The organism is Pseudomonas sp. S9 (assembly GCF_000222125.1).
In the GTDB taxonomy this organism is placed as follows: Bacteria; Pseudomonadota; Gammaproteobacteria; order Pseudomonadales; family Pseudomonadaceae; genus Aquipseudomonas; species Aquipseudomonas segetis.
The window spans coordinates 265,189-289,135 of record NZ_AFFX01000004.1; the positions used below are offsets into that span (position 1 = coordinate 265,189).

Sequence of the window (23,947 nt, forward strand, 5' to 3'; positions counted from 1 at the left end):
GTCAGATGAGTGAAGCAATTAAAAAGCCTGAAGCTGTGGAAAGCATGATCCAGATGCAGGGCGTACATAAATGGTATGGCCAATTCCATGTGCTCAAAGACATCAACCTCGATGTCAAGTCGGGTGAGCGTATCGTCCTGTGCGGGCCTTCTGGCTCGGGCAAGTCGACGACCATTCGTTGCCTGAACCGCCTGGAAGAACACCAGCAAGGGCGTATCGTCGTTGATGGCACCGAGTTGACCCATGATCTCAAGCAGATTGAAGCGGTCCGCCGCGAAGTGGGAATGGTGTTCCAGCACTTCAACCTGTTTCCGCACCTGACCGTGCTGCAGAACTGCACCCTGGCGCCGATGTGGGTTCGCAAGATGCCCAAGCGTCAGGCAGAGGAAATCGCCATGCACTATCTGGAGCGTGTACGCATTCCGGAGCAGGCAAATAAGTTTCCCGGACAGTTGTCGGGCGGCCAGCAGCAGCGTGTGGCCATTGCCCGTGCCTTGTGCATGAAGCCAAAAATCATGCTGTTCGACGAGCCTACCTCGGCCCTTGATCCGGAAATGGTCAAGGAAGTATTGGACACCATGATCGGCCTCGCCGAAGACGGCATGACCATGCTCTGCGTGACCCACGAAATGGGTTTCGCGCGTACGGTGGCCAACCGTGTGATCTTTATGGACAAGGGTGAGATCGTCGAACAGGCTGAACCCGACAAGTTCTTCACCAACCCGGAGAACGAGCGGACCCAGTTGTTCCTCAGCCAGATCCTGCACTGATCGTCAGTGCCTTGACAAGGGAGCCTTATGGCTCCCTTTTTTGTGAGTCGCGCGGCCAGTCGAGGCAAGGATTTATACATCGCTACTGGTCAATCTGACCATGGGCATTAATACGGACTTCGGGCTAGTCTAATAAGAATCATGGAGACAATTACCCAATGAATCCTGCCAACGGCCGACTCATTCAAGATTTTTATACTGCTTTCCAGCAACTCGATGCCGAAGCCATGGCGAACTGCTACGCAAGTGATGTGCGCTTTAGCGACCCGGTATTTCCCGATTTGCGCGGCGAAGATGCCGTTGATATGTGGCGCATGCTGACTCAGCGCGCCACGGACTTCAGCTTGAGCTTCGATAATATCCAGGCCGACGAACAGCGGGGTAGTGCGCAGTGGGTGGCAACCTATGTGTTCAGCCCGACGGGTAACACCGTGGTCAATCGTATCAACGCCCATTTCAAGTTCGCCGATGGCAAGATAGTCGAACATCGTGACCAGTTTGACCTTTGGCGCTGGGCTGCCCAGGCCTTGGGTCTCAAGGGGCGACTACTGGGCTGGACACCCCTGGTGCACAAGGCTATTCGCGGCCAGGCAGCCAAGGGGCTGGCGCAGTTTCAGGCCGCGCGGACATAACGGCGCAACCTGAAGTTTTATGCGGCCAGGGGATAAAGTGGAACATAATGGACAGGTTTTCGGTCTGATATGCATTGGCCTGAACTGACAGGCCACCACGCTGTGAGAAACTTACTGCCATGAATAAAACCGCGCCACTGAGAGAACCGACCATGCAAGGATTGCTGTTGCGACTGGCTCAGGCCAAGGCTTGGGGTGTTCATGCAATGACCGCCAGCGGTGTGATCCTGGCACTGTTAGCCCTGCTCGCTGTGCTTGATGGTAATCCCCGGGCCTCGTTGCTCTGGCTTGGGCTGGCGCTGCTGGTTGATGGCCTCGACGGCACTTTGGCGCGCAAGTACGACGTTAAAACCGTGCTGCCGCAGTTTGATGGCACGACCCTCGACCTGGTCGTCGATTACCTGACCTATGTGTTTATCCCGGCGATTTTCATCTATCGCTTCGTCCCCTTGCCTGAGTACACCCCGCTGCTGGCTGTCGGCTTGATCCTGCTGTCGTCATTATTCTGTTTCTGCAACGTCAACATGAAGAGCCAGGACAATTACTTTGTTGGCTTTCCGGCGGCGTGGAACGTGGTCATCGTGTATTTGTATCTACTCGATGTCACGCCTTGGATGAGCGTAGCCTGCATCCTTGTGCTTTCGGCACTGACCCTGAGCACCATGAAGTTCCTGCACCCGTTCCGGGTCAAGGAGTTCATGCCAGTCAATATCACCATGACCCTGATCTGGATGCTCTGTTGCTTGCTGCTGATACTGCAGTATCCACAGGCACCGGCCTGGTTGATGGCGTTATGGGCAGTGTCTTCGGTGTATTTCGTGGCGGTTTGCGTTTGGCGCACCTTACGTGAGTGGTTGCGCTGACAGATGACCGCAGTGCCTGATAAAACCTGGTCGGTGTATCTGGTCAGGGCGCAGAACGGCGCCTTGTATTGTGGTATCAGTGATGATCCCCAGCGACGTTTTGCCAAACACCAAAGTGGCAAAGGCGCGCGCTTTTTCTTTTCCAGCCCGGCTCAAGCATTGGTCTATACCGAGGCTTGCGCCGACAAGGGCGAGGCTTTGCGCCGCGAACGGGCGATAAAAAAACTCAACAAGGCGGCCAAGGAAAGCCTGGTCAAAGGCCATCAGGCCGTTATCGCCTTGGCTGATGCTGTGCTATCAACTTAAGCGAGTTGTGGCCTGGGTATTAGGCGCCTGGGCGTTCGGCGCGTAAGCTAGTGGTCTACCAATAATCAGGAATCTTCTGAAAAGATCGCGAGCGATGATCGGGGCATGCGCAACGGCCAACGGGAGTAGCAGCCTAAGGCGGCCCGATGGGCGAGCGCCAGCGAGTAAAAAATGCGAAAAAGCGACCGAGTTCGCGCTCGGCTCTAGTGGTCTAAATGAGCATTTGTTTCGCCTTGCTCGCCCATTTGGAGTCGCAGCAAGGACTTCCACTAAAATGCGTTCAGCCTAAAGGCTGTGAGCCATTTTTTAACGCGGCATGGGCTGTCCCAGTAGTATCGAACGCAGTCGTTTTTCAGAAATTCCTCAGCGGAGACCACCATGCACGAGTTGATCCTGCACCACTACCCTACATCGCCATTCGCCGAAAAAGCGCGCTTGATGCTGGGCTTCAAGCAGCTCTCCTGGCGTTCGGTGATGATACCTCCGATTATGCCGAAACCTGATTTGACCGCGCTGACTGGCGGTTATCGCAAGACGCCGGTGCTACAGGTTGGTGCTGATATTTATTGCGACACGGCGCTTATCGCGCGTCGTCTCGAGGCTGAAAAGGCCACGCCTGCGTTATTCCCGCAAGGGGCAGAATTCACTGCCAGCAGTTTTGCCCAGTGGGCTGACTCCGTGGTGTTCCTGCATGCCGTGAGCCTGGTGTTCCAGCCCGAGTCGATTGCCGCGCGTTTCGGCAAGCTGCCACCCGAATTTCTCAAGGCATTTGTGGCCGACCGCTCGACCCTGTTTGATGGTGGCCTGGCTACGCGCTTGCCAGCCCAGCAGGCCGCTCACCAGTGGCCTGCACTGATGCAGCGTTTGCAGCAGCAGTTGGCGAGTAGCGAGGGGGATTTCCTGTTCGGCGAAGCCTGTATCGCAGACTTCTCGATGGCGCATCCTCTGTGGTTCTTGCGTGGCACGCCCGTGACCTCGCCCCTGGTGGATGATTACCCGGACGTCGCCGCATGGCTGGGCCGTGTACTTGGCATGGGCCATGGCTCGTTGAGCGAAATGAAGAGCGAAGATGCGATTAGCGTCGCTCGCGATGCGACCCCAGCTGCGCTGCCGGATGAAGACTTTGTTGATCCAAACGGCTTCAAGCCGGGCCAGCAGGTTAGCATCAGCGCCGTTGACTACGGGGTTGATCCTGTCGAAGGTGAACTGCTGTTCTGTGGCCGTGAAGAACTGATCCTGCGCCGCGAAGACCCGCGTGCGGGCACTGTTCACGTTCACTTTCCGCGCCTGGGGTTCAAGATCAACGCTGCATAACCAGGACAAGCTTGGCGTACTTGGAGGTAGGGCGGACAACGCTTTTCTGTCCGCCATTTTCGCACCCTACCGGCGCTTGAGCTGATCGGTCAGCTGGGTCGGCAGGTTGCGGATAATCAGCGTGTCCTGCTCCTCGTTATATTCAACCTTCGAGCCCAGCAGGTGCGCCTCGAAGCTGATCGACAAGCCTTCAGCGCGGCCGGTAAAACGCCGGAATTGGCTGAGGGTGCGTTTGTCTGCCGGAATTTCAGGTGACAGGCCGTAGTCCTTATTGCGAATGTGGTCATAGAAGGCTTTGGGACGCTCTTCATCGATCAGGCCGGACAGTGCTTCAAGGGTCATGGGTTCGCCGATCTTGGCCTGGCTGGTAGCATAATCAACCAGGGTATCGGTCTTTGAACGCGCCTGCTCCTCTGGCAGATCCTCGCTTTCCACGAAATCGCTGAAAGCCTTGAGCAGCGTGCGTGTTTCGCTGGGTGAATCGACCCCTTCCTGGCAGCCAATAAAGTCACGGAAGTACTCCGAAACCTTCTTGCCATTCTTGCCTTTGATAAACGAGATGTATTGCTTGGAGTTGGCGTTGTTGCGCCATTCGGAGATGTTGATCCGTGCGGCCAGATGCAGTTGCCCAAGGTCAAGGTGCTTGGCTGGCGTGACATCCAGCTCGTCATTTACCGCAACGCCTTCACTGTGGTGGAGCAGGGCAATGGCCAGGTAGTCGGTCATGCCTTGCTGGTAGTGGGCGAACAATACGTGGCCACCGACTGACAGGTTTGATTCTTCCATCAGTTTTTGCAGGTGCTCGACCGCCTTGCGGGTAAAGCCGGTGAAGTCCTGGCTGTCGTCCAGGTATTCCTTGAGCCAACCGCTGAAGGGAAACGCTCCGGACTCCTCGTGGAAAAAGCCCCAGGCCTTGCCTTGCTTGGCGTTATAGCTGTCGTTGAGATCGGCCAGCATATTCTCGATCGCTTGCGAGGCGCCCAGCTCGGTTTCACGGGCATGGAGAATGGCGGGCGTGCCATCAGGTTTTTTGTCGATCAGGTGGACGATGCTATGGCGGATCGGCATGAGTATTCTCTTGAAAATCAAATACGGGGTAGCGGGGCTGTGACCTGGCCAGCAGCCCTCGCGAATGAACGGTAGTTTACCTGATTAACCGGCTGACTCCTCGCTCTGCTGGCGACGCTTTTGCAGGGTTTGCAGGCGCTCGATTACATAGCGCAGATGTACGTGCAAGTCATAGAGTTCGTTGGAGTAAGACAGCGGTACATCAACGCTGGCCAGCTCGTCCTGCAGTTGATCAAGGCGCTCGATTTCGGCGTCCAAATGCTCAGGCAAACTGCCTTTATCCAACTGCCGGTCGATTTCACGCAGGTATTTGTACCAGCGGTAGATCCGTGCCCGGATTCGCCAGCGGTAAAGCGGGCCCACTGCCTTGAACAACGGAAAGAGCACGACCAGCAATGGAATCAGCAGGATAATATAGCGATCAGCCAGCGAGGCCACGCGGAAGGGTAAATAGCGTTGCAGCAGTGGCAAACCGTTTTTGTAGTAATGTTCAGCATCGCTGGAAAGTTTAAAGGTCTGTGGCTCAGCGCTCGGGAATTGGCCGGCCTTATCCAGCAAGGTCCCGCTTTTCATCACTTCGCGGCTGGCCTCGAGAAACAAGGCAACCAAGCCTGGGTTGAAGTCATCATTGACCACCAATGTCGCAACTGGCGACAGGGTTACCACTTCGCGTGATGGCGCGTTATTGGCCAGGTTGAGCAGGCCTTCGCCCACGGTCAGGCGGTTAAAGAAGGGCAGGCGCGCTTCATAGGCATCAGCCCGGCGAAAGTTGGCCAGGGCAATATCTGGGGCCGCCGCCAGCTTTTGCACGTTATCGTTTTCTGCCGGGCCAACCAAGAAGACGGCATCCAGATCATCATTAAGCAGCGCTTCTGCGGCTTTGCTGCCACTGATGTTTTGCCAGGTCTGGGGATACTGCTCAGGGCGGATGGCGTTGGCTGTAAGGATCGCCTCGGTCGCCGCTTGCGTACCGCTGCCCTGGCTGCCAAGCGCCAGGCGCAGAGGCAGCAGGTCTGCGATACGATCAAGATTGATGTCACTGCGATAAAACAACCAAAGCGGTTCGTGATAAACCGCGCCCAGCGTTTGCAGTTGCTCGCGTTGTTCAGGCGCAAGTTGTCGTTCCAGACCACTTTGCACCAGCGCGATCTGTATGCCTGAGTCTTCATCCAGTAGCTTTTCGATATTATCCCGCGAGCCGTTGCTGGGCATTAGCTTCAGTTCAAAGCCTTCTTTTGCCAGCTCATCCTTGAGGCGCTCGGCAAATATCCGGTAAGCCCCGCCTTCGGCGCCTGTGGCCATGGTCGCGCTTAGCGGCGGCGGTGGGGACACGAAGTAAAACACCGCCCCGACCAATAGCCCTAATACCGGCACCACCCAGAAATTGGCCAAAATCATTATTTTCAGGTCATTCAAAAAGCGGGGCATGGTGCGTCCTTATAAAAGATCCTTTATCAGGATAGAGCCTAGCGGCGCTCAGGGCTAAATATGAGTGGGTGAATTTAGCAAATGCGCTGTTCTGAATAACGGCTGTTGCGGTGGTTGAGGCCGAGCATAAGGCGGGAAACTGCTATAAGGTAAAAGCGCGTGTGGCTGTGCTTATTGCAAGCACAGCCACAATGTGCCCTATGAACACCGTGGATTCGGTGCCTGATCTGGAGATGAATATGTCGAATGAAGGTTATCACGAGCCCATCGGCGAACTGTCCGATGAAACCCGCGATATGCACCGTGCGATTACTTCACTGATGGAGGAGCTTGAAGCGGTTGACTGGTACAACCAGCGGGTCGATGCCTGCAAGGATGATGAACTCAGGGCCATCCTGATTCATAACCGTGACGAAGAAAAGGAGCATGCGGCCATGGTGCTTGAATGGATCCGGCGCCGCGACCCCGTGCTCAATGATGAGCTCAAGGATTACCTGTTCACCACTAAGACCATCGCTCATAAATAAGCCCGTCTGAGTCTTCACGCCAAGGCCGTCATGGTGGCGACCTTGGTGGATCAGCCAGCCTCTGTCATGGGTGAATCATGGCTTTTTTTGCAGCCAGTCCAAGCCGCCAGCTGTTTAGTTTGTCTATCACCAGCAGCATGGCCAGCAAGCCGACCGCGTAGCCGGCATCGATGCCGAGAAACGCCAGCACTATTGTGCAAAGTACTGCGCTGAAGCCTGCGAGCCAACGCCAGATGCCCTTGAGCAACAGCCAGCCTGCCGCCATGCTCAACAGGTAGATAAGGATAAAGTTACCGTTGGCGTAGCGGATAAGCTGGTCTATCGAAATTGACAGGCTCCATGCCAACGTAGCGCAAATGGCGCAGACCAGGACCACCAAGAGCAAGGCACGACTGGGTACGCCGTGGCTATTGCGCTGGGCCAGACCGGCCGGCAGTTTTTGCTCGTCAGCCAGGCTCCAGATCAGCCGTGAAAAACCCTGGATATAGACATTCATCGAGGCGAAACAGGCCAGGTAACCGATGATGGCGCTGATCCAGCGGGCCTTGTCACCTGCCAGTAGATCAAGCATGCGAGGCAGTGAGCTGGCATCGGTATTGACGTTGCCATACACCTCGAAGCTCAGCACCGCGACCGAGCAGGCCCAATAGACCAGGCCCGCCAGCAAGACCCCAAGCAGCAGGGCGATTGGAAAGTCGCGCTGCGGGTTCTTGAATTCTTCCCCCATGTGGGTGAAGGCCTCGATGCCGACAAAGCACCAGAACATCACGCCAAGCGCGACGGGTATCAAGCTCCAGTCGCTGTTTTGTGGTAGCAGCGGCTGGCTGCTGCGCGGCAAGTCGCCGGCCCACCAGATATAGCCAATGGTCAGGATAATGGCCATGGCGATCAGGCTTTGGATCATGCCCGAGGCTTTTGCCGGGCGTTGGCCGAGCAGCAGGATCAGGCCTAGCGTGCCGAGCTGGACCATCAACAACTGGCTGCTATCAAGGTCGAACAATGCTTGCCAGAAGCCGCTGGCAATATTCAGTGCGGCCGGCAAGCCCACGGGTAAAACCGCCAGGAACAGCAAGGCACTGACGCGCTCCATGCGCGCACCAAATGCCCTGCCAATCAAGTGCGGCGCACCGCCTGCATGGGGGAAGTGACGCCCGAGCTGGGCGAAGGTAAAGGCCACCGGTAAAACCAGCACAATCAGTATCAACCATGCCCAAAGCGATGCCTGCCCGGCACTGGTCGCGGCCAGCGCAGGGATAATGAATATTCCCGTTCCCAGCAGTGACGTACTGAGTAATCCGATACCTTGTAGCAGGCTTAGTTCTTGGTTTAGGCGGCTCATGCGTTATGCTCTGGTGGCGAATCATCGGGCGCTGGCGCGGCATGCTAACAGGTGCTGTCTAGAGCCGCTTGGAGGCGCCTTAATAATAAATTGGCGGGCCGCGTTAAGCTTCGCTCGAAATGGCGGTAGTTGCCGTCAAAGTGGCGGAAATAGTCGTCAACCTGTATGCCTGGGATGTTTGAAGTGGACAAATTTGATCAACAGATCATTTCGCTGTTGCGCGCAGATGCGCGTTTATCCGTCAGCCAGATAGCGCGGGAGATAAACCTTTCGCGCTCAGCGGTGAGTGAACGTATCCGCCAACTCGAAAACAACGGCACTATCCTCGGCTATCACGCACGCTTGGCCGAACCGAGCGCCGTGGCGGTCAAGGCCTATCTCGAGCTGTTCTACAGCGGCGGGCGTTGCGAGAACTACGCTGAGCGCATGCGCGTCTTCAGTGAAGTGCGCCGATGCAGTGGTATCAGCGGGGAAACCGACATGCTGGTGTATATCGAAGCACCGAGCATGGAGCGATTCAGCGAAATACGCGGTGAAATCGAAAACTACCCAGGCATGCAAAAAGTTAAAACCCACGTAATAGTCAAAGACTGGGTGATGAGCTGAGCATGCGTATTTTGCACACATCCGACTGGCACCTTGGCCAGCACTTCATGGGCAAGACCCGCCAGTTTGAGCATCAGCAGTTTTGCTCCTGGTTGATAGAGCAAGTGCAGGAGCATCAGGTCGATGCGCTGATTATCGCCGGTGACATCTTCGATACCGGGGCGCCGCCGAGTTACGCCCGCGAGCAATACAACCGCTTTATCGTCGAGTTGCGCAGCACCCGCTGCCAGTTGGTGGTGCTGGGCGGTAACCATGATTCAGTGGCGATGCTGGGTGAGAGCAAAACCTTGCTCGAGCAGCTCGATACAAGGGTCATTCCCGGTGTGTGCACAAACATCGTCGATCAACTGCTGGTGCTGAACCAGCGCGATGGCACGCCAGGCGCGCTGCTTTGTGGAATCCCGTTTATCCGTCCGCGAGATGTGCAGCAAAGCCAGGCAGGGCAAAGTGCCGCTGAAAAGCAGTTGTCGCTGCAACAGGCTATTGCCGCTCATTACCAGGCGCTGTTTGATTTGGCTCAGGCCAGGCAGGCAGAACTGGGCGCCAAGGTGCCTATTATTGCCACGGGTCACCTGACCACGGTCGGCGCCAGCGCCAGCGAGTCGGTGCGTGAGATATACGTAGGTGCGCTTGAGGCATTTCCAACCAATGCGTTTCCAGCGGCAGACTACATCGCCCTTGGGCACATCCACCGACCGCAGAAAGTCGCCGGGCTTGAGCATATCCGCTATTGCGGCTCGCCAATTGCGTTGAGCTTCGATGAAGCCCGGCAACAAAAGGAGGTTCTGCTGGTCGAGCTTGATGGCAATGGCCTACAGCAGGTCACGGCGCTGGCGGTGCCTCGCGTGCAGCCATTGTTGTCGCTGCGAGGATCGCTCAAGGAGCTGCAAGCAGCCATTATCGATGCGGCAAAGCAAGGCTCCAGCGAGCGCCCTGTGTGGCTGGAGATCCAGGTCAGCACCGATGACTACCTGAGCGACCTGCAAACGCGGATCGCTACACTTTGTGAGGGCTTGCCGGTTGAGGTGCTGCGCATCCGCCGTGAACGCGGCGCTACCACTGCCAGTTTATTCAGCGAGTCCAAGGAGACCCTCGATGAACTCAGCCCGGAGCAGGTCTTCGCCCAGCGCCTGGGCAGCGAGACATTGGACAAGTCAGAGCAGCTCAGGTTGACCGAGTTGTATCGTCAAACCCTGGAGCAATTGCAGGGGAAATAGAACGGCTGGTTGTTGTAGAGGTCAGCAGTAAGAAGCTGTCAGACCTTTATTACTCAGAGTGAGCCCCCGGCCTATGCTAACCATCATCGTCATCCTTGCTGTTTCCGGAGCCTTGCTGCTCGGTGCTGCGTGGGGAATCTACGGAAGGCTTTCAAAAGCGCTCGAAGGCTTTATCGTTGCGGTTGCGGGCGGCGCGCTGATTATTTCGGCGGTATTGGAACTGATCCAGCCTGCCACCGAAAAGGCTCCGCTTTGGGCGGTTTTTGCCTTTGTCCTTCTAGGCGCGGCGGTCTTTACCGGGTTGGCCTATCTGGTGAAAAAGAAGTGGGGTTCAGACAGCGGCGGTGGGCTTCTAGCTGCAATCACCCTCGATGGTATCCCCGAGAACCTGGCCCTGGGCGTAGCTTTGATCGGCAGTGGCCCGATGCAGGTCGCCGCGCTGGCCGGCTCCATATTCCTCTCCAACCTGCCCGAAGCGGCAGGCGGCGCCAAGGAAATGGCCAAGTCCGGACACTCGAAAGCCAAGGTCTTTGGTTTGTGGGCCGCAACCGCAGTCATACTTTCCATTGCGGCCCTGGCCGGCAATCTGCTGATGACCGACGTACCCGAAAGCATTCTGGCCCTCATCAAGTGTTTTGCCGGCGGTGCAGTTGTCGCTTCGTTGGCAACCGAGGTATTCCCCAAGGCATTTAAAGAAGATGCCTACTGGGCTGGGATAGCCACCACCATTGGCTTGGTCTTGGCCCTGTTTCTAGACCAGTTGGGGTAGGTTTAGCTCGAGGGGAAGCGCAAGTTAAGAACGCCGGTTTTAAACAAAGCCTTATGCCACCCCCCTGACGCGGAGTGTGGAGGCCTGAGTAAGTAGGGTGCGACAACACCAAGCTTGGCCACACTGGCTTACACAACCGCCTGCCAAGGCGCAGCCTTATCGATGGGCAAATAGCTGGGGCATGTCCCTGCAAACACCCTGCGAAAATGCCAGAATAGCCGCTTATTACAGACTGCGACCCTTGCATGAAAATCCTTAGCCTGCGCCTCAAGAATCTCAACTCCCTCAAGGGCGAGTGGAAGGTTGATTTCACTGCTGAGCCTTTCAAGGACAATGGTCTTTTTGCGATTACCGGGCCGACTGGCGCGGGTAAAACCACCTTGCTCGATGCTATCTGTTTGGCGTTGTATCACCGCACGCCGCGGATGAATACGGTATCTGCCAGCAGTAATGAGTTGATGACCCGGCATGCCGCTGAGTGCTTGGCTGAGGTTGAGTTTGAGGTTAAAGGAGTTGGTTACCGGGCGTTCTGGAGCCAGCGCCGGGCTCGCGATAAAGCCGATGGAGCCTTGCAGGCGCCGAAGGTCGAGCTGGCGCAGATGGCCAGCGGGCAGATCATTACCGACAAGATCAACGAAAAGCTGCGCGAAACCGAGCGTCTGACCGGTCTCGACTTTGAGCGCTTCACCAAGTCGATGTTGCTGGCCCAAGGTGGTTTTGCAGCTTTTCTTGAGGCCAATGCCAACCAGCGCGCGGAGTTGCTTGAAGAACTTACGGGCACCGACATCTACGGGCAGATTTCACAGCGCGTATTCGAGCAAACCCGTGAAGTGAAAGTGGTGCTAGATCAGTTGCGGGCCAGGGCTGAAGGAGTTGAGCTGCTCAGCCCTGATCAACGCGCAGTGTTAGCCGAAGAGGTTGCACGCTTGACCCTTGATGAGCAGCGCCTGGCGACTGAGCAACAGAGGTTGCAGGCGCAGCAGCAATGGCGCGAAGCCAGGCTCAATGCGCAGGGACAATTACAACGTGCCAAACAGCAAGCGGGTGCTGCCCAACAAGCGCTGATCGATGCCCAGCCACAGCTGCAGCGACTCACCGCAAGCGAGCCAGCTGCTCAATTGCAGCCGCTTTATCTGGCGCAACAGCAGGTCAGCCAGCGATTGCATGCCAGCCAGCAACTGGCCCGGCAACTAGGCCAAGAGCACGCCGCCGTGGTGCAGTCGATTTCCCAGCAGGCATGGCAGGGTCACGGGTTGAGCCAACAACTGCTGGACATTGAGCAGCAGGCCCTGAATACCTTGCAGCAACGTGCCGATCGAGTTACCCAGCGTTTGGCCACGCAGCCACAGCGTGCGCAGTTGGGCGAGCACCTCAATGCCTGGCAACAGCAGTTTGCAGCGCTGCAACAAGGCCAGCAAGAGCATGGCGCAGAGCAATCCAGGCAATTGCAGATTAGCCAGCAGTTGAGCCAGCTAAGCAGCGAGTTGGAGCAGCGACAGACAGCGCTCAGCTCAGCCCAGGCATCCCTGGCCGAGGCAGAGCAAGTCGCCAGGCTGGCGCAACAACAGCTCGATACGCTTTTGGCCGGGCAGACAGATAGTGCGTTGCGTGAGCAATCGCAACAACTGGCGGATCAAGCCAGACAACTTGAGCAGCTCGAAGTATTGGCAAGCCTGCGCCACAAGCATGTCGAGCAACGTCGCCAGGCACAGGAACAGCTCGTCGCCCAGCAACAAGAGCTGGTGGAGCAGAACCGGCAGCGTGATGTGCTGCGCACTCAGTTTGTCGATCTCAAACAGCAGATCAGCGATAAGCAAAAGCTGCTTGAGCAGGAGCAGCGCATTCAACAGCTGGAGCACTATCGAGCGGCCTTGCAGCCCGGCGAAGCATGCCCGTTATGCGGCTCGCTCAGCCACCCGGCGATTGCTGAATACCAGGCGCTGAACCTGTCAGAAACCGAACAGGCACTGCAGGCCAAGCAACTTGAGCAAGATGAGGTGCGCACCAAAGGGGAAGCCTTGAGTGCCAAGCTCGAAGTGACCAAGGCTCGAATCGAACAAATACAGGGGCAAATTGGCACGGCTGAACAAGCCATCGCCGAGTGTGATCAGCGTTGGCAACAAGGCTGCGAACTGCTTGGCCAGGCACTTGGCGACGCCGGTGAAGTGCTTGCCGCGCAGCAGTTGAATAATCAGCAAGTGATGCAGCAACAGCAGCGTTTGGCCCAGCTCGACCAACTCAAGCAAGCTGCGCAGCATAGCGCTCAGCAGTTGATGCAGGCTGAGCGCGAGGTCAACCAATGTGTCGCACAGGTCCAGACGCTGCTGGCCCAGCAAAACCATCAACAGCAACGTCAGCAAGACAGTGTTAGCACGCTGCAAAAGCTCGAGTCCGAACATACAAAGCGTCTGGCCGAGCTGCGCAGCAGCTTGCATGTATTAGGCTTGACCTTGCCCGAGGACCCACAACTCTGGCTGCAAGAACAGCAGCAGGCCTGGCTGGATTGGCGTAGTGATCAAGAGCTGAACCAGCAACTCATTAGCCAGATAAACGAGCAGCATCATCAGCTCAAGCAGGCCCGCGAACAAGCGCAGACCTGGCAACAACGCTGGGCCGAGCAAGGCGAAGATGATCGTGCAGAGGTCTCTCCCGTTGCCCAACCGCAAGAGCAGCTGCGCAGCTTGCACAATGCCTGGCAACCCGCCCAGCAGCAGCGCGATCAGCTACAGGGTCAGCTACAAACCGTGCTCAAGCGAATCGAGGATGAGCAGCAGGAGCAACTGCAGCACAATCAGGCCTGGCAAGCTGCGCTGACGGCCAGCCCCTTTGCTGACGAGGCTGAGTTCTTGGCTGCTGTGCTCGATGATGAAAAACGCCAAGCATTACGCGAGTTATTACAGCGCCTGACCCACGACATTACTGCTGCGCAGGCGCTGGAGCAGGATTGTGAGCAGCGTTTGAGCAGGCTGCAAGCCACCGAACAGGCAACACTGTTCAGTGAGATCGCTGATGAGCAGTTGTCGATCGATCTGCAAAGAGTCAATGGTGAGCTCAAGGCCCTGACCGAGCGTCGGGGCGAGATTCGTGCCCAGCTCCAAGGCGACGATGCTCGCCGTGAAAGCCAGCAAGAGCTGTTTGCACAGATCAGTGCGCAGCAGGCCGATTTCGACTTATGGCAGCAACTCAACAGCCTGATTGGCTCGGCCGACGGCGCCAAATTCCGCAAGTTTGCCCAGGGCCTGACGCTTGATCATCTGGTCTATTTGGCCAACCAACAGCTTGATCGCCTGCACGGGCGTTATCAGTTGGGGCGTAAGACTCAGGGCGAGTTGGAGCTTGAGGTCATTGATACCTGGCAGGCCGATGTCGCGCGCGATACCAAGACCTTATCCGGCGGCGAGAGCTTTCTGGTCAGCCTGGCGCTGGCGCTGGCGTTGTCCGACCTGGTCAGTCACAAGACCAGCATCGACTCGCTGTTTCTCGATGAGGGCTTTGGCACACTCGACGGCGAAACGCTGGAGGTCGCGCTTGATGCGCTGGACAACCTCAATGCCAGCGGCAAGATGATTGGCGTGATCAGCCATGTCGAGGCGCTCAAGGAGCGCATTCCTGTGCAGTTGAAAGTGCACAAGGGGGTCGGCATGGGACACAGCACCTTGGACAAGTGCTTTGCTGTCTAGATAAACACCGCTGTAGCGCCAAGCGCTACAGCGGTTCGACCTGTTAGTCAGAGATGTCGATCATCATGCCGATCCCGGCGCCGATCATGCGTCCAGCATCTTCATCGCCCGCCATGCGGCCGACACCGCCGCCTATCATGCCGCCAGCCACGGTGGCGCATGCCGATAGAATGAAGGTCGCGCATATCAACGCTGCGGTTACCGAGTAAATTCGCTTCATCTGCTTCACTCCTTGATTGGCTCAGTGTTTAGCCTTGACCACTGCCTGCCAAAGCACGCCCATTACCGGCACGCTCTGCTGAGTCGGATTGGCTTGGTACCAATTGGTGATGCGCGCCTCGATGTCTGGCAGCTTCAGGCCAGTGACACCGTTGGCGATCTGGGCACCCATGGGTGGCGCCTCAAGACCATGCTTTTTGGCGTAGGCCGCTTCAGCGATCAGCATGTTGGTTACACCGATCATAAAGGCGTGGCGTTCACTGCTTGAAGAACTTAGCCAGTCATTACCGGTGACGACCACGGCGGACGCTTTTTGCTCAGCAAATCCTGTGCTGCAAATCAATGCCAGGCTGAATGTGAGGATGTACTTGCTCCACTTCATGTCTCTCTCCTGTAAAGCATTGAACCAAGGGCATGCCAACGGCAAATGGCGAGTCGTTCACCTGTGAAGTAAAGCAGATGGCTCGTTGTAAGCGACTGCTGGCTGCATAAGTCTTTGGATACGGATTCTGCAGCGTATGACGGATTACTTAGCGATGCTTTAGAAGTATCAATGAATGCCTAATTGATATTATACAAATCATCATCCGCGCTTTAAGTTTGGGTTGCTGTCGTCGCGTGCAGAGCTGGATCAGAAACCCTGGCCAGCGGTTTCATCAGAACAACAAGTGGGGCAAACCTCACAAAACATCGCAATAACGTCTATCTGCCATTCCAAAAATAAGCATATGTAGTAGAGGACTGATAATGGAAAGTACATTCCACGGCGTAATGGCTTTCGCCTTGCTCGCCAGCATGCTGTTGCTGGGCAGTGTCTTGCGTAATCGGATCGGCTTGTTTCGCAACTCATTGGCGCCAGCAAGCATCATTGGTGGCATGCTCGGCTTCATCTTGCTGTCTTTGGGATTGATTCCAGGATTTGAGGCAGGTGATTTCCAGGCGCTTACTTTTCACTTTTTCACCCTCAGCTTTATGTCCCTGTGCCTGACCGGCAAGAGCAAGAATGCCTCGCTTTCCGGGGGCAGCGTGGTCCGTGGCGGGCTTTGGCTGACATTTATCTGGACCATCAGCCTTGGGCTCCAAGGGGTGATCGGTTATTTGGTGATAGTCGCTTATGACGCGGTAACCGGTTCCGATACCAGTGCATGGCTTGGGGCGATTGTGACCCACGGTTTCACCCAGGGCCCGGGCCAGGCTCTGACTTATGGCGGTATCTGGGAAAGCCAGTATGGCGTTGAGAACGCTGCCCAAGTCGGCATGATCTACGCATCGCTGGGCTTTCTGGTGGCCTTTGTCATTGGTGTTCCGGTTGCGAAAAAATTTATTCGCGGTGGCCTCAATGCCAATAAAGCCTCGAATATCGATGGCGCGTTCAAGTCTGGGTTCTATCGCCCTGAGCAGGCGCCCAGTGGCGGCAAGATGGTTTCGCACCCGGCCAATCTCGACTCATTGGGCTATCACCTTGGTTTGCTGGGCATTGCCTACCTGGCCACTTATCTGTGGTTGAACTTTATCCAGGCGCAAGTTGCAGGCCTGACGCTGGGCGGTATCAATCTTTCGGTGTTGTTCAGCTTCAATATGTTCTTCGTCCATGGCCTGGCGGTTTGCGTGCTGATGCGTTTTTGCATTGATCGCCTTGGCTTGTCTCATCGGGTGGATGATGAAAGCCTCAAGCGCATCACCGGTTCCTCGGTAGACTTCATGGTGGTCGGCACCTTGATGAGCATCCAGTTCACTGTGCTGTATGAGCTATTGACTCCCATCATGCTGGTGACCCTGGCGGTGACTATCGCCACCTTGATAGGTTGCCTGCTGCTCGGCCGGTTGAGCGGAACCCTGGGCAGGGAGCGGGCACTCACGGCGTTTGGCTGCTGTTGTGGTTCAACCGGCACCGGCCTGTTGCTCCTGAGGATGATGGATGCTGATTTCAGCACTTCCGTGCCCAAGGAGCTGGCCTTCTTCAACCTGGCCATTATCGTCACCAACTTTCATATCCTGTTCTTCTTTGCACCGCTGGTGCCCTCGCTGGGCGGCTGGACCTACTTTCTGGTCTTTGGCGGTACTGCGCTCATCTTTCTCGCAGGCATTCCCTTGCTGATGATGCGCCCCTCAACCATCCCCCATCTTCAGGCCAAGGAGTCCTGCTCATGAGCATTACCGTCTATGCCGCCAAGCGTATTCTGACGATGAATCCATCGCAGCCCGAGGCCACTCATATCGCGGTGCGCGATGGTCGCGTATTGAGTGTCGGGCCATTGGCAATCATGGCTGAGCTGGGCGAGTACAGGCTTGACCAGCGCTTTGCCGAGAACATTATCTTGCCGGGCTTTGTCGAGGGGCACAGCCATGCCCTGGAAGGCGCGATGTGGCGTTACCTGTATCTGGGCTACTTCGACCGGGTTGATCCGGATGCCGTGAACTGGCCCGGTGCCAATAGCATTGCAGCCATGCAGCAGCGCTTGCGAGAGGGCGCCGCGCTGCTTCCTGTTGGCGAGCCACTGGTTGCATGGGGCTTTGATCCGGTTTATTTCGAGGGCGAGCGACTTGATCGACTGACCCTGGATGCGGCGGTGAGCGATCGTCCGGTAATCGTCATGCATGCGAGCTTGCATGTGATGACGGTCAACACCCAGATGCTTGAACAGTCCAACCTTGATCAACACGCGGGCATTGAAGGCATCATGCTCGACGCCGACGGCCAGCCCAACGGCGAGTTGCAGGAAATGGCAGCCATGCACGCGGTTTTTGAAACCCTCGGGCTCAACCTCTTTGAGGCGGTATCTGCACCCAGCACCTTGCAGCGCTACGGCAAGGTTGCGCGCAATGCCGGGGTTACCACCATCACCGATCTCTACAACCCACTGACCGATGAAGGCATAGCGGCCCTGCAGGAAGTGACGGCAGCAGAGGATTTTCCGGTTCGCCTGGTGCCGGCAATGAGTGCACTGGCCTGGACGCCCGAGCAAGGCGTTGAGCGATTACAGCGCTGCATGGAGTTGAACAGCGACAAGTTGCATTTTGGCCTGGTCAAGATGATGACCGACGGCTCGATCCAGGGCTATACGGCGCGAATGAAGTGGCCCTATTACCATGATGGTCATGCAAATGGCATTTGGAATGCGCCGCCCGAAGCACTGCGCAAGATGGTGCAGGTATACCATCAAGCGGGCTTGCAATTGCACATTCACACCAACGGCGATGAAGCGGTTGAGCTGATGCTGGATGCGGTCGAGGAGGCCCTGGATATCTGGCCCCGCTCGGATCCCCGGCACACATTGCAACACTGCCAGGTCATCGACCACGCCCATTTGCGCCGCACCGCCAAGCTTGGCCTGTGCCTGAACATGTTTGCCAATCACATTTATTACTGGGGGGACATACACCGTCGCCGCACTCTGGGCTTCGAACGCAGTCGTCGGCTTGAGCCGCTGGCATCGGCGCGGCGCTTGGGGATTCCAACAGCGGTGCACAGCGATGCGCCCGTGACGCCATTGGGGCCGTTGTTTACCGCGTGGTGCGCGGTGATGCGTGAAAGCGCGTCCGGTGATGTGCTCGGTGAGCACGAGCGCGTCACTGTTGCCGAGGCGCTTGAAATGATCACCCTTGGCGCGGCCTATACCCTGCGGCTTGATCATCAGGTCGGCAGTCTTGAGGTGGGCAAGTTCGCCGACATGGTGGTGCTGGACCAGGACCCGCTGGAAGTCGAGCCTGCGCAGCTGCGTCATATCGCAGTATTGGCAACCGTACTTGGAGGAAAGGTCAATGCCGACACCTGAGCCTGTCCCCTTTACCCTGATCACCGGTTTCCTGGGGGCGGGCAAGACCAGTTACCTGAATCAACTGATCCGCCAGGGCCTGCCCCGCGACAGCCTGATCGTGGTAAATGACTTTGGTGATATCAATATTGATGCCGAGCTTATTGAATACCGTGATGAGCAAATCCTGAGCCTGGGCAATGGCTGCATCTGCTGCACGCTTGGCGGAACCCTGGCTGAGCAACTGGCCCAGGCGATGCGCATGGAGCCGCGGCCTGCAGCCATTTATATCGAGGCCAGCGGAGTGGCCGAACCGGCACGTATTGCTGATATCGCCCGCACCTCGCGCCAGTTGCAACTGGCCTCGGTGATTTGCCTGGTTGATGGCAGCCAGATCGACAAGCATGCGACCGATCGCTACACCGCAGAGGTCTGGCGTTCGCAAATTGCCGGGGCCAGCCAGGTGGTAGTCAATCGCCTGCCAGCAGCACCCGCCCATGCGCTGGGGATACTTGAGTCGATCAACCCTGAAGCATTGCTCAATACTTCAGGCAACGCCGGTGCGCGGCAAGCACCAGCACTCAGGCCGGTATCGCGCCATGCCGATGCGGCCTGGAGGGCCGTCAGCCTGAGCTATGGCTCGGCAATAGATGCCGGGCGCTTGGAGCAGCTATTGCGCGCTTATGACGATGTCGTGCTACGCGCCAAGGGTATATTGGCGCGGACTGACCATCAGGCACCTCAGGTATTCCAGTTGAGTGGTGGTGTCTCTCGCTGGCTCCCTGTACGACGTCAACCGGTCGCCAACCAGTTGGTGTGCATTGGCATCAAGGGGGCGCGCTTTGATGCCCTGGCAAGCGAGTTGGCTCAGCTTGAATCCGCGTCGCCCGCCAATGCGTCAGTGGCGCGTGCAATCTAGTCCGTCTGCTTGATTCAATTGCCGGGGCGAGGGTACTGCCTGAGAAACTCGATAAACTTCTGTTGGACCGGCGTTATGCCGGTCTTTAACCAAGCTGCCAGTGTACATAGGCGGGGATCAACGTCCTTGAGCGGCACCACCACCACGCCTTTGCGGCTGGAGTTGGCTGAACTCTCAAGGTGAATGGTTACGCCGATATTGGCTGCGACAAAGCCAAAGATGCCTTCGCTGTTGAATGCTTCTTGAGCCACTTCAGGCAAAAAGTTAGCGCTCAGGCACAGCGCATCGAGATGACGGCGGAAGTAGGCCCAATGGCTCATGCTGCCCAGTACAAATGGCTCTTTGGCCAACTCGGCAAGTGTGAGTTCCGAGCGACTGGCAAGCGGGTGAAGATGAGACAGGGCCGCGACAAAGCGGTCACGCTGGATCTCAATGCTGTCCATGTTCGGCTCCAGCAATGGGCCGGTCACAAAAGCAAATTCGATTGAACCTTCGTTAAGCATTTCCAGTTGCTGCTGGGTCGATCCAAATATCAGTTCGGCCCTGATCTCGGGGTAGCAGCGATGAAAACCTTCGAGTATGGAAGGCAATTGGCCTGACACTGCAAAGTCGGTATAGCCGATGCGCAGTTGGCCAATTTGCCCTGCACCGGCCTTGCGCGCCTGTTGTACGGCGTTGTCCAGTTGTTCGAATATTGTTCGACTGCCCGCAAGAAACACCCGTCCGGCTTCGGTCAGCTCAACCCGTCGGTTGCTCCGTAACAACAGCTCTTCACCTACGCTTTCCTCCAGTTGCTGGATAGTCCTGCTCAGTGCGGGTTGCGCCAAGCTCAGGCGCTCGGCTGCCCGGCGGAAGTGAAGCTCTTCGGCAACTGCCTCGAAGGCGCGTAGATGACGTAGATCAATCCGCATGGCAATACCCTTGACGCATTAATACCTATTGTCTTGATCTTATATGGGTATTGCTGCTCGCTCTAGCGGGTTCTGCATCTTTGCATTAGCACAAGGAAGCGAGGGCCGATTGCACATCAAGGGCCTGGCTTGGCCCTTGATGGCTGTGGCGTATCAGCGCTGTTGCAGCGGTGGCGTGCGCGGTGGGTTCAAGCGTTTCGAGCCGGTGGCTTCATAGGCCGAGGCCAGGCTCAGCAGCGCAGAATCATCATAGGCGCGACCGGCAAAGGTCAGTCCGGCAGGCATGCCGATGTCGGCCAGCACGCCCATTGGCACCGTGACGGTTGGCACGCCCAGGTGGCGGATGGCGAGGTTGCCATTGGCAACCCAGACGCCGTTGCTCCAGGCGATGTCCGCGGACTTGATATTCACATCCGCATCCGCCGGGCCAATATCGGCCACTGTTGGGAAGATCACTGCATCAAGGCCCAGTCGATCCATCCATTGTTCAAGGTCGGTGCTGCGAATCTGCTCAAGCGCACGCAGGCCGTCTGGCAGGGTGGTGATCTGGTCCCAGGGGATGATGCCGTTCTTGGCCATGCGCACGTATTCATCCATGCCGGCGGCCAAGTCATCTTCCCGGTTTGGCAAGGTGCCGGGGTCGTGGGGAAAGATCTGTGCCCCGTCGACATCGGCCAGGCGATTCAGCTTGGGATCGCCGTTGGCCTGCAGGAAGTCGTCAAAAGCCCAGGCCGAGAGCTCCCACAATTCATGATGCATGTAGTTCTTGGGTATCAGGTCGCGGGTGAATACCGTTGGCGCGCCAGGGCGGTCTCCTTCGCAGTTGGAAATCATCGGGAAATCGACCTCGATCACTTCGGCACCAGCGGCCTCGAGGGTTTTACGGGCCTGTTGCCAGAGCGCGATCATCGAGTCGCGGGTGATGATTTTCTGGCCGGTAGGCCCGCCGATTCCCGGTTTTTCCGAGGTGCCGGCGTCGGGGTCGGCGTTGATATACATGCGTGGTACGCCGAAACGCTTACCCGCCAATGCATCGGGCTTGGAGGCGAGGCTTGGGTAGGCGACAGGACGCACCGAGGAGGCGCTGGGGATAGGTACCCAAGGCTGCATCCGCCATAGATCACCACGGGTATCGGGATCATCGGCGACGATGATATCCAGCACTTCGAACAAATCGGCCATGGTTCGGGCGTAGGGCACGACCACATCCATGGTTGGCGTTAATGGCCAGTTTCCGCGTACGGAAATGACCCCGCGCGAAGGCGTGTAGGCGCACAAGCCATTATTGGATGCAGGGCCACGACCACTGGACCAGGTTTCCTCGGCAAGGCCGAAGGCTGCAAAGCTGGCTGCCGTTGCCGTGCCAGCGCCATTGGATGAGCCTGAGGCGAAGGGTGCTGTCAGGTAGGCGCCGTTATAGGGGCTTTCTGCGCGGCCATATACACCGCGTTGCATACCCCCGTTGGCCATGGGCGGCATATTGGTCTTGCCCAGGCAAATCGCCCCGGCGGCGCGCAGGCGCTCCACGGTGAAGGCGTCGCGATAGGCAATCAGGTCCTTGAACGCCGGGCTGCCAGAGGCGGCGGTCAGGCCCTTTACCAGGTAGCTGTCCTTGGCTGTGTAAGGAATGCCGTCGAGCGGGCCAAGGGTTTCGCCATGGGCACGGCGCTCATCCGAGGCCTGGGCTTCCTTCAGTGCATCTGGGTTGCGCACCACCACCGCATTAAGCGCGGTGGATGTGTTTGCGCCGTCGTAGGCTTCAATGCGCTCAAGGTAGGCTTGAACAAGCTCAACAGCAGTGGTTTGGCCGGATTCGAGCGCGGCTCGCAACTCGGCAATGGATGCTTCGGTTACTTCAATCATGCTGGCTCCACTGGCGACGGGTGGGTTGTGCATTGAGTATTGCACTCTGTCATCTGGGTATCTTAACGCTAGCCCTGGCGTCGGGTCTTGTTTGGCAGATTGGCTTGCCAAGGCAGTTTACCGGCCGGCAAGCAACTCGCCGAGTGGCGGATCAATTTAATAGCTTTGAGCCCTAGGTCTGGCAGTCAAGCAGGCGCTCTTTGCTGATGCCGTTTTGGCGGGCAGCAGCACCTGGGCCGGCAAAGCGCGGCTTCTGGTCGAGATGATTTTCCTGTGTTCGTTCTGATCTGTGAAGACAGGCTGTCGGCTCTGGCGAAACGCTCGCCTGGTAATTGGGATGCTTTGCTGGCCCTAACTTTAGGATGGGGTATTGGTACTTACAGAGGAATGCATAAAAGGCGCGACTGTAATATGGGCGATAGCTGTACTCGCAGCGGCTAGAAACAAGGAAGCAAGCGGGGGATTTGATCGATTTGTCGCTTTCAACATCAGCAGGGACTGGAGTCCGCCAAAGAGGCATGGCGACTTCGCAACCGCCTTTAAAGGAGCAATGCTATGGGCATGGAAATGGATATGTACGGTCGGCTTATTACTATTTTCCTCGGTTTTTTTGCGATCACTAACCCGATTCCCAATACGGCGGTCTTTGCTGGCTTGACCCGTAAAGTAGATAAAGCAGAGCGTTACCGGATTGCGGTCAAGTCAACGCTGATTGCTTTTGGTGTCGTGGTGTTTTTTTCATTGCTGGGTAAAACGCTGTTTCACCTGCTGGGTATCACGTTGCCAGCCTTGCGTATTACTGGCGGTATCTTGGTTTTTATCATCGGTTATCAAATGCTGCAGGGGTACAACTCTACCTCTCACTCAGAAGATGACGGAGATACGGATATTGCAGTCAGCCCTATTGCCGTTCCTATTCTGGTGGGGCCGGGCACTATTGCAACCGCGATGAATTATTCGGCTTCCGAAGGTTCCATGGGGGCGATCATGACTATCTCAATGTATGCACTGCTGGGGCTGATTACGTTTTTTTGCTTTATTTTTAGTGCGCGTGTGGTGGCGATCATCGGCGGCAACGGTCTAAAAATAATCACTCAACTCATGGGGTTGATACTGGCGGTGATAGGCATCCAGTTGCTGATTGCCGGTATTTATGAGGTGGTCACCATGACCGGTGACCTGTAGTTTGATACAACTTCGCTAAAGCACGCATTTAACATTACAGCGCCAAGCCTGGCTGGTTGTCAGCCGGGACTACATGCTCCGCACACACAACAGGTTTTTTATGCTGCGAATGGACTGGCTGGAAAATCAGATGCATCACTGTGACACCATGGCCGAGCGTTTGTATCGACAGTTCAGCTATGAGTACGTCGGGCAAAGTCTTGCCCAGTGGCAGCAGGAATTTGCAGCGGGGCAGGCCGATGGCAGTTGGAAGTCCTTGATTGTCACCGAGGGCGACCAACTGCTCGGTGGCGCAGCGCTTGCTCGGGACGACTTATCAAGCCGTCCCGATCTTGGCCCCTGGCTTGCGTGCGTATTGGTTGCGCCCGAGGCTCGTGGTCAAGGCTTGGCCGAGCGGTTGATCGAAGGCATTTGCAACCATGCACGAGCCATGGGCAACACAAGCCTGTACCTGCATACCCACGACAAAAGCGATTACTACGCCAAACGCGGCTGGAGTGTGCTGGAGCCTTTCGAAGCCTGGGGCAAAGAACAGTGGTTGATGTCGCGAGAGCTTTAGCCACTGTTAAAGCCTCG

Annotated in this window: 22 protein-coding genes; 15 read left to right on the plus strand and 7 right to left on the minus strand. The window is 56.8% G+C overall.

All coding sequences use genetic code 11. The features are described from left to right. Positions 1 to 5 precede the first annotated feature (5 nt). The 5 genes from PSES9_RS0110235 to PSES9_RS0110255 all read left to right on the plus strand — a co-directional run bounded on the left by PSES9_RS0110235 (position 6) and on the right by PSES9_RS0110255 (position 3,885). Positions 6 to 770: an amino acid ABC transporter ATP-binding protein gene (locus tag PSES9_RS0110235; RefSeq protein ID WP_010486610.1), complete on the plus strand. Its 765-nt coding sequence runs from the start codon at positions 6 to 8 to the stop codon at positions 768 to 770. 158 nt (positions 771 to 928) lie between these two features. Further along, entirely contained in the window at positions 929 to 1,402 is a 474-nt protein-coding gene (locus tag PSES9_RS0110240; protein WP_010486612.1) for a nuclear transport factor 2 family protein, read from the plus strand. A 152-nt stretch (positions 1,403 to 1,554) separates the two neighbouring features. Then, a complete protein-coding gene (pcsA, locus tag PSES9_RS0110245) occupies positions 1,555 to 2,265 on the plus strand; it encodes a phosphatidylcholine synthase (RefSeq protein WP_029529482.1) in 711 nt (236 codons plus the stop codon). 3 nt (positions 2,266 to 2,268) lie between these two features. Continuing rightward, positions 2,269 to 2,571 (plus strand): GIY-YIG nuclease family protein, encoded by a 303-nt coding sequence (locus tag PSES9_RS0110250; RefSeq protein WP_010486616.1) that lies wholly within the window; start codon positions 2,269 to 2,271, stop codon positions 2,569 to 2,571. Between the two features lie 378 nt (positions 2,572 to 2,949). Continuing rightward, on the plus strand, positions 2,950 to 3,885 hold the full coding sequence (locus tag PSES9_RS0110255; protein WP_010486617.1) for a glutathione S-transferase family protein: 936 nt from the start codon (positions 2,950 to 2,952) through the stop codon (positions 3,883 to 3,885). A 66-nt stretch (positions 3,886 to 3,951) separates the two neighbouring features. Here the strand turns inward: PSES9_RS0110255 and yejK are convergent, their stop codons facing one another. Then, entirely contained in the window at positions 3,952 to 4,953 is a 1,002-nt protein-coding gene (yejK, locus tag PSES9_RS0110260) for a nucleoid-associated protein YejK (protein ID WP_010486620.1), read from the minus strand. A gap of 84 nt (positions 4,954 to 5,037) precedes the next feature. Further along, the gene (locus PSES9_RS0110265) at positions 5,038 to 6,381 is read right to left on the minus strand and encodes a TAXI family TRAP transporter solute-binding subunit (RefSeq protein WP_010486621.1); all 1,344 of its coding nucleotides are present in this window, start codon (positions 6,379 to 6,381) and stop codon (positions 5,038 to 5,040) included. 239 nt (positions 6,382 to 6,620) lie between these two features. On the opposite strand from PSES9_RS0110265, the gene PSES9_RS0110270 reads away from it, so the two are divergent. Continuing rightward, entirely contained in the window at positions 6,621 to 6,908 is a 288-nt protein-coding gene (locus tag PSES9_RS0110270; protein WP_010486623.1) for an encapsulin-associated ferritin-like protein, read from the plus strand. A 64-nt stretch (positions 6,909 to 6,972) separates the two neighbouring features. Here PSES9_RS0110270 and yjeH read toward each other — a convergent pair whose 3' ends face one another. Beyond that, on the minus strand, positions 6,973 to 8,247 hold the full coding sequence (gene yjeH / locus PSES9_RS0110275) for an L-methionine/branched-chain amino acid transporter (protein WP_010486625.1): 1,275 nt from the start codon (positions 8,245 to 8,247) through the stop codon (positions 6,973 to 6,975). A 183-nt stretch (positions 8,248 to 8,430) separates the two neighbouring features. Here yjeH and PSES9_RS0110280 point away from each other — a divergent pair, with 183 nt between their 5' ends. The 4 genes from PSES9_RS0110280 (at position 8,431) to PSES9_RS0110295 (ending at position 14,519) form a co-directional block, all read left to right on the plus strand. Further along, on the plus strand, positions 8,431 to 8,853 hold the full coding sequence (locus tag PSES9_RS0110280; protein WP_029529483.1) for an Lrp/AsnC family transcriptional regulator: 423 nt from the start codon (positions 8,431 to 8,433) through the stop codon (positions 8,851 to 8,853). Positions 8,854 to 8,855: 2 nt separating this feature from the next. Further along, complete coding sequence (gene sbcD, locus PSES9_RS0110285; RefSeq protein ID WP_010486630.1) at positions 8,856 to 10,070, plus strand: exonuclease subunit SbcD; 1,215 nt, start codon at positions 8,856 to 8,858, stop codon at positions 10,068 to 10,070. Positions 10,071 to 10,143: 73 nt separating this feature from the next. Next, the gene (locus PSES9_RS0110290) at positions 10,144 to 10,839 is read left to right on the plus strand and encodes a ZIP family metal transporter (protein ID WP_010486632.1); all 696 of its coding nucleotides are present in this window, start codon (positions 10,144 to 10,146) and stop codon (positions 10,837 to 10,839) included. Between the two features lie 245 nt (positions 10,840 to 11,084). Beyond that, positions 11,085 to 14,519 carry an SbcC/MukB-like Walker B domain-containing protein gene (locus tag PSES9_RS0110295; protein ID WP_010486634.1) on the plus strand — a complete coding sequence of 1,145 codons (3,435 nt, stop codon included), beginning with the start codon at positions 11,085 to 11,087 and terminating at the stop codon, positions 14,517 to 14,519. A 43-nt stretch (positions 14,520 to 14,562) separates the two neighbouring features. On the opposite strand, the gene PSES9_RS25010 is transcribed toward PSES9_RS0110295, so the two are convergent. Then, entirely contained in the window at positions 14,563 to 14,739 is a 177-nt protein-coding gene (locus tag PSES9_RS25010; RefSeq protein ID WP_157998235.1) for a hypothetical protein, read from the minus strand. A gap of 21 nt (positions 14,740 to 14,760) precedes the next feature. Continuing rightward, positions 14,761 to 15,120, minus strand: a complete 360-nt coding sequence (locus tag PSES9_RS23310; protein ID WP_010486636.1) for a hypothetical protein — start codon at positions 15,118 to 15,120, stop codon at positions 14,761 to 14,763. Between the two features lie 365 nt (positions 15,121 to 15,485). Between PSES9_RS23310 and PSES9_RS23315 the strand changes: the two genes are divergently transcribed. Genes PSES9_RS23315 through PSES9_RS0110320 form a run of 3 tightly spaced genes read left to right on the plus strand, consistent with a single transcriptional unit; the run spans position 15,486 to position 19,412 of the window. Then, on the plus strand, positions 15,486 to 16,889 hold the full coding sequence (locus tag PSES9_RS23315) for a sodium/glutamate symporter (protein ID WP_138943074.1): 1,404 nt from the start codon (positions 15,486 to 15,488) through the stop codon (positions 16,887 to 16,889). After that, positions 16,886 to 18,514, plus strand: coding sequence for an amidohydrolase (locus PSES9_RS0110315; protein WP_010486640.1), 1,629 nt, complete (start codon positions 16,886 to 16,888; stop codon positions 18,512 to 18,514). The genes PSES9_RS23315 and PSES9_RS0110315 overlap by 4 nt, the downstream gene beginning before the upstream one ends. Next, a complete protein-coding gene (locus PSES9_RS0110320) occupies positions 18,501 to 19,412 on the plus strand; it encodes a CobW family GTP-binding protein (RefSeq protein WP_010486642.1) in 912 nt (303 codons plus the stop codon). The genes PSES9_RS0110315 and PSES9_RS0110320 overlap by 14 nt, the downstream gene beginning before the upstream one ends. A 14-nt stretch (positions 19,413 to 19,426) precedes the next feature. On the opposite strand, the gene PSES9_RS0110325 is transcribed toward PSES9_RS0110320, so the two are convergent. Beyond that, on the minus strand, positions 19,427 to 20,323 hold the full coding sequence (locus PSES9_RS0110325; RefSeq protein ID WP_010486644.1) for a LysR family transcriptional regulator: 897 nt from the start codon (positions 20,321 to 20,323) through the stop codon (positions 19,427 to 19,429). A 153-nt stretch (positions 20,324 to 20,476) separates the two neighbouring features. Beyond that, on the minus strand, positions 20,477 to 22,186 hold the full coding sequence (locus tag PSES9_RS0110330) for an amidase (RefSeq protein ID WP_010486645.1): 1,710 nt from the start codon (positions 22,184 to 22,186) through the stop codon (positions 20,477 to 20,479). Positions 22,187 to 22,741: 555 nt separating this feature from the next. Between PSES9_RS0110330 and PSES9_RS0110335 the strand changes: the two genes are divergently transcribed. Next, the gene (locus PSES9_RS0110335) at positions 22,742 to 23,371 is read left to right on the plus strand and encodes a MarC family protein (RefSeq protein WP_010486647.1); all 630 of its coding nucleotides are present in this window, start codon (positions 22,742 to 22,744) and stop codon (positions 23,369 to 23,371) included. Between the two features lie 100 nt (positions 23,372 to 23,471). After that, entirely contained in the window at positions 23,472 to 23,930 is a 459-nt protein-coding gene (locus tag PSES9_RS0110340; RefSeq protein WP_010486649.1) for a GNAT family N-acetyltransferase, read from the plus strand. The last annotated feature ends 17 nt before the right edge of the window (positions 23,931 to 23,947 follow it).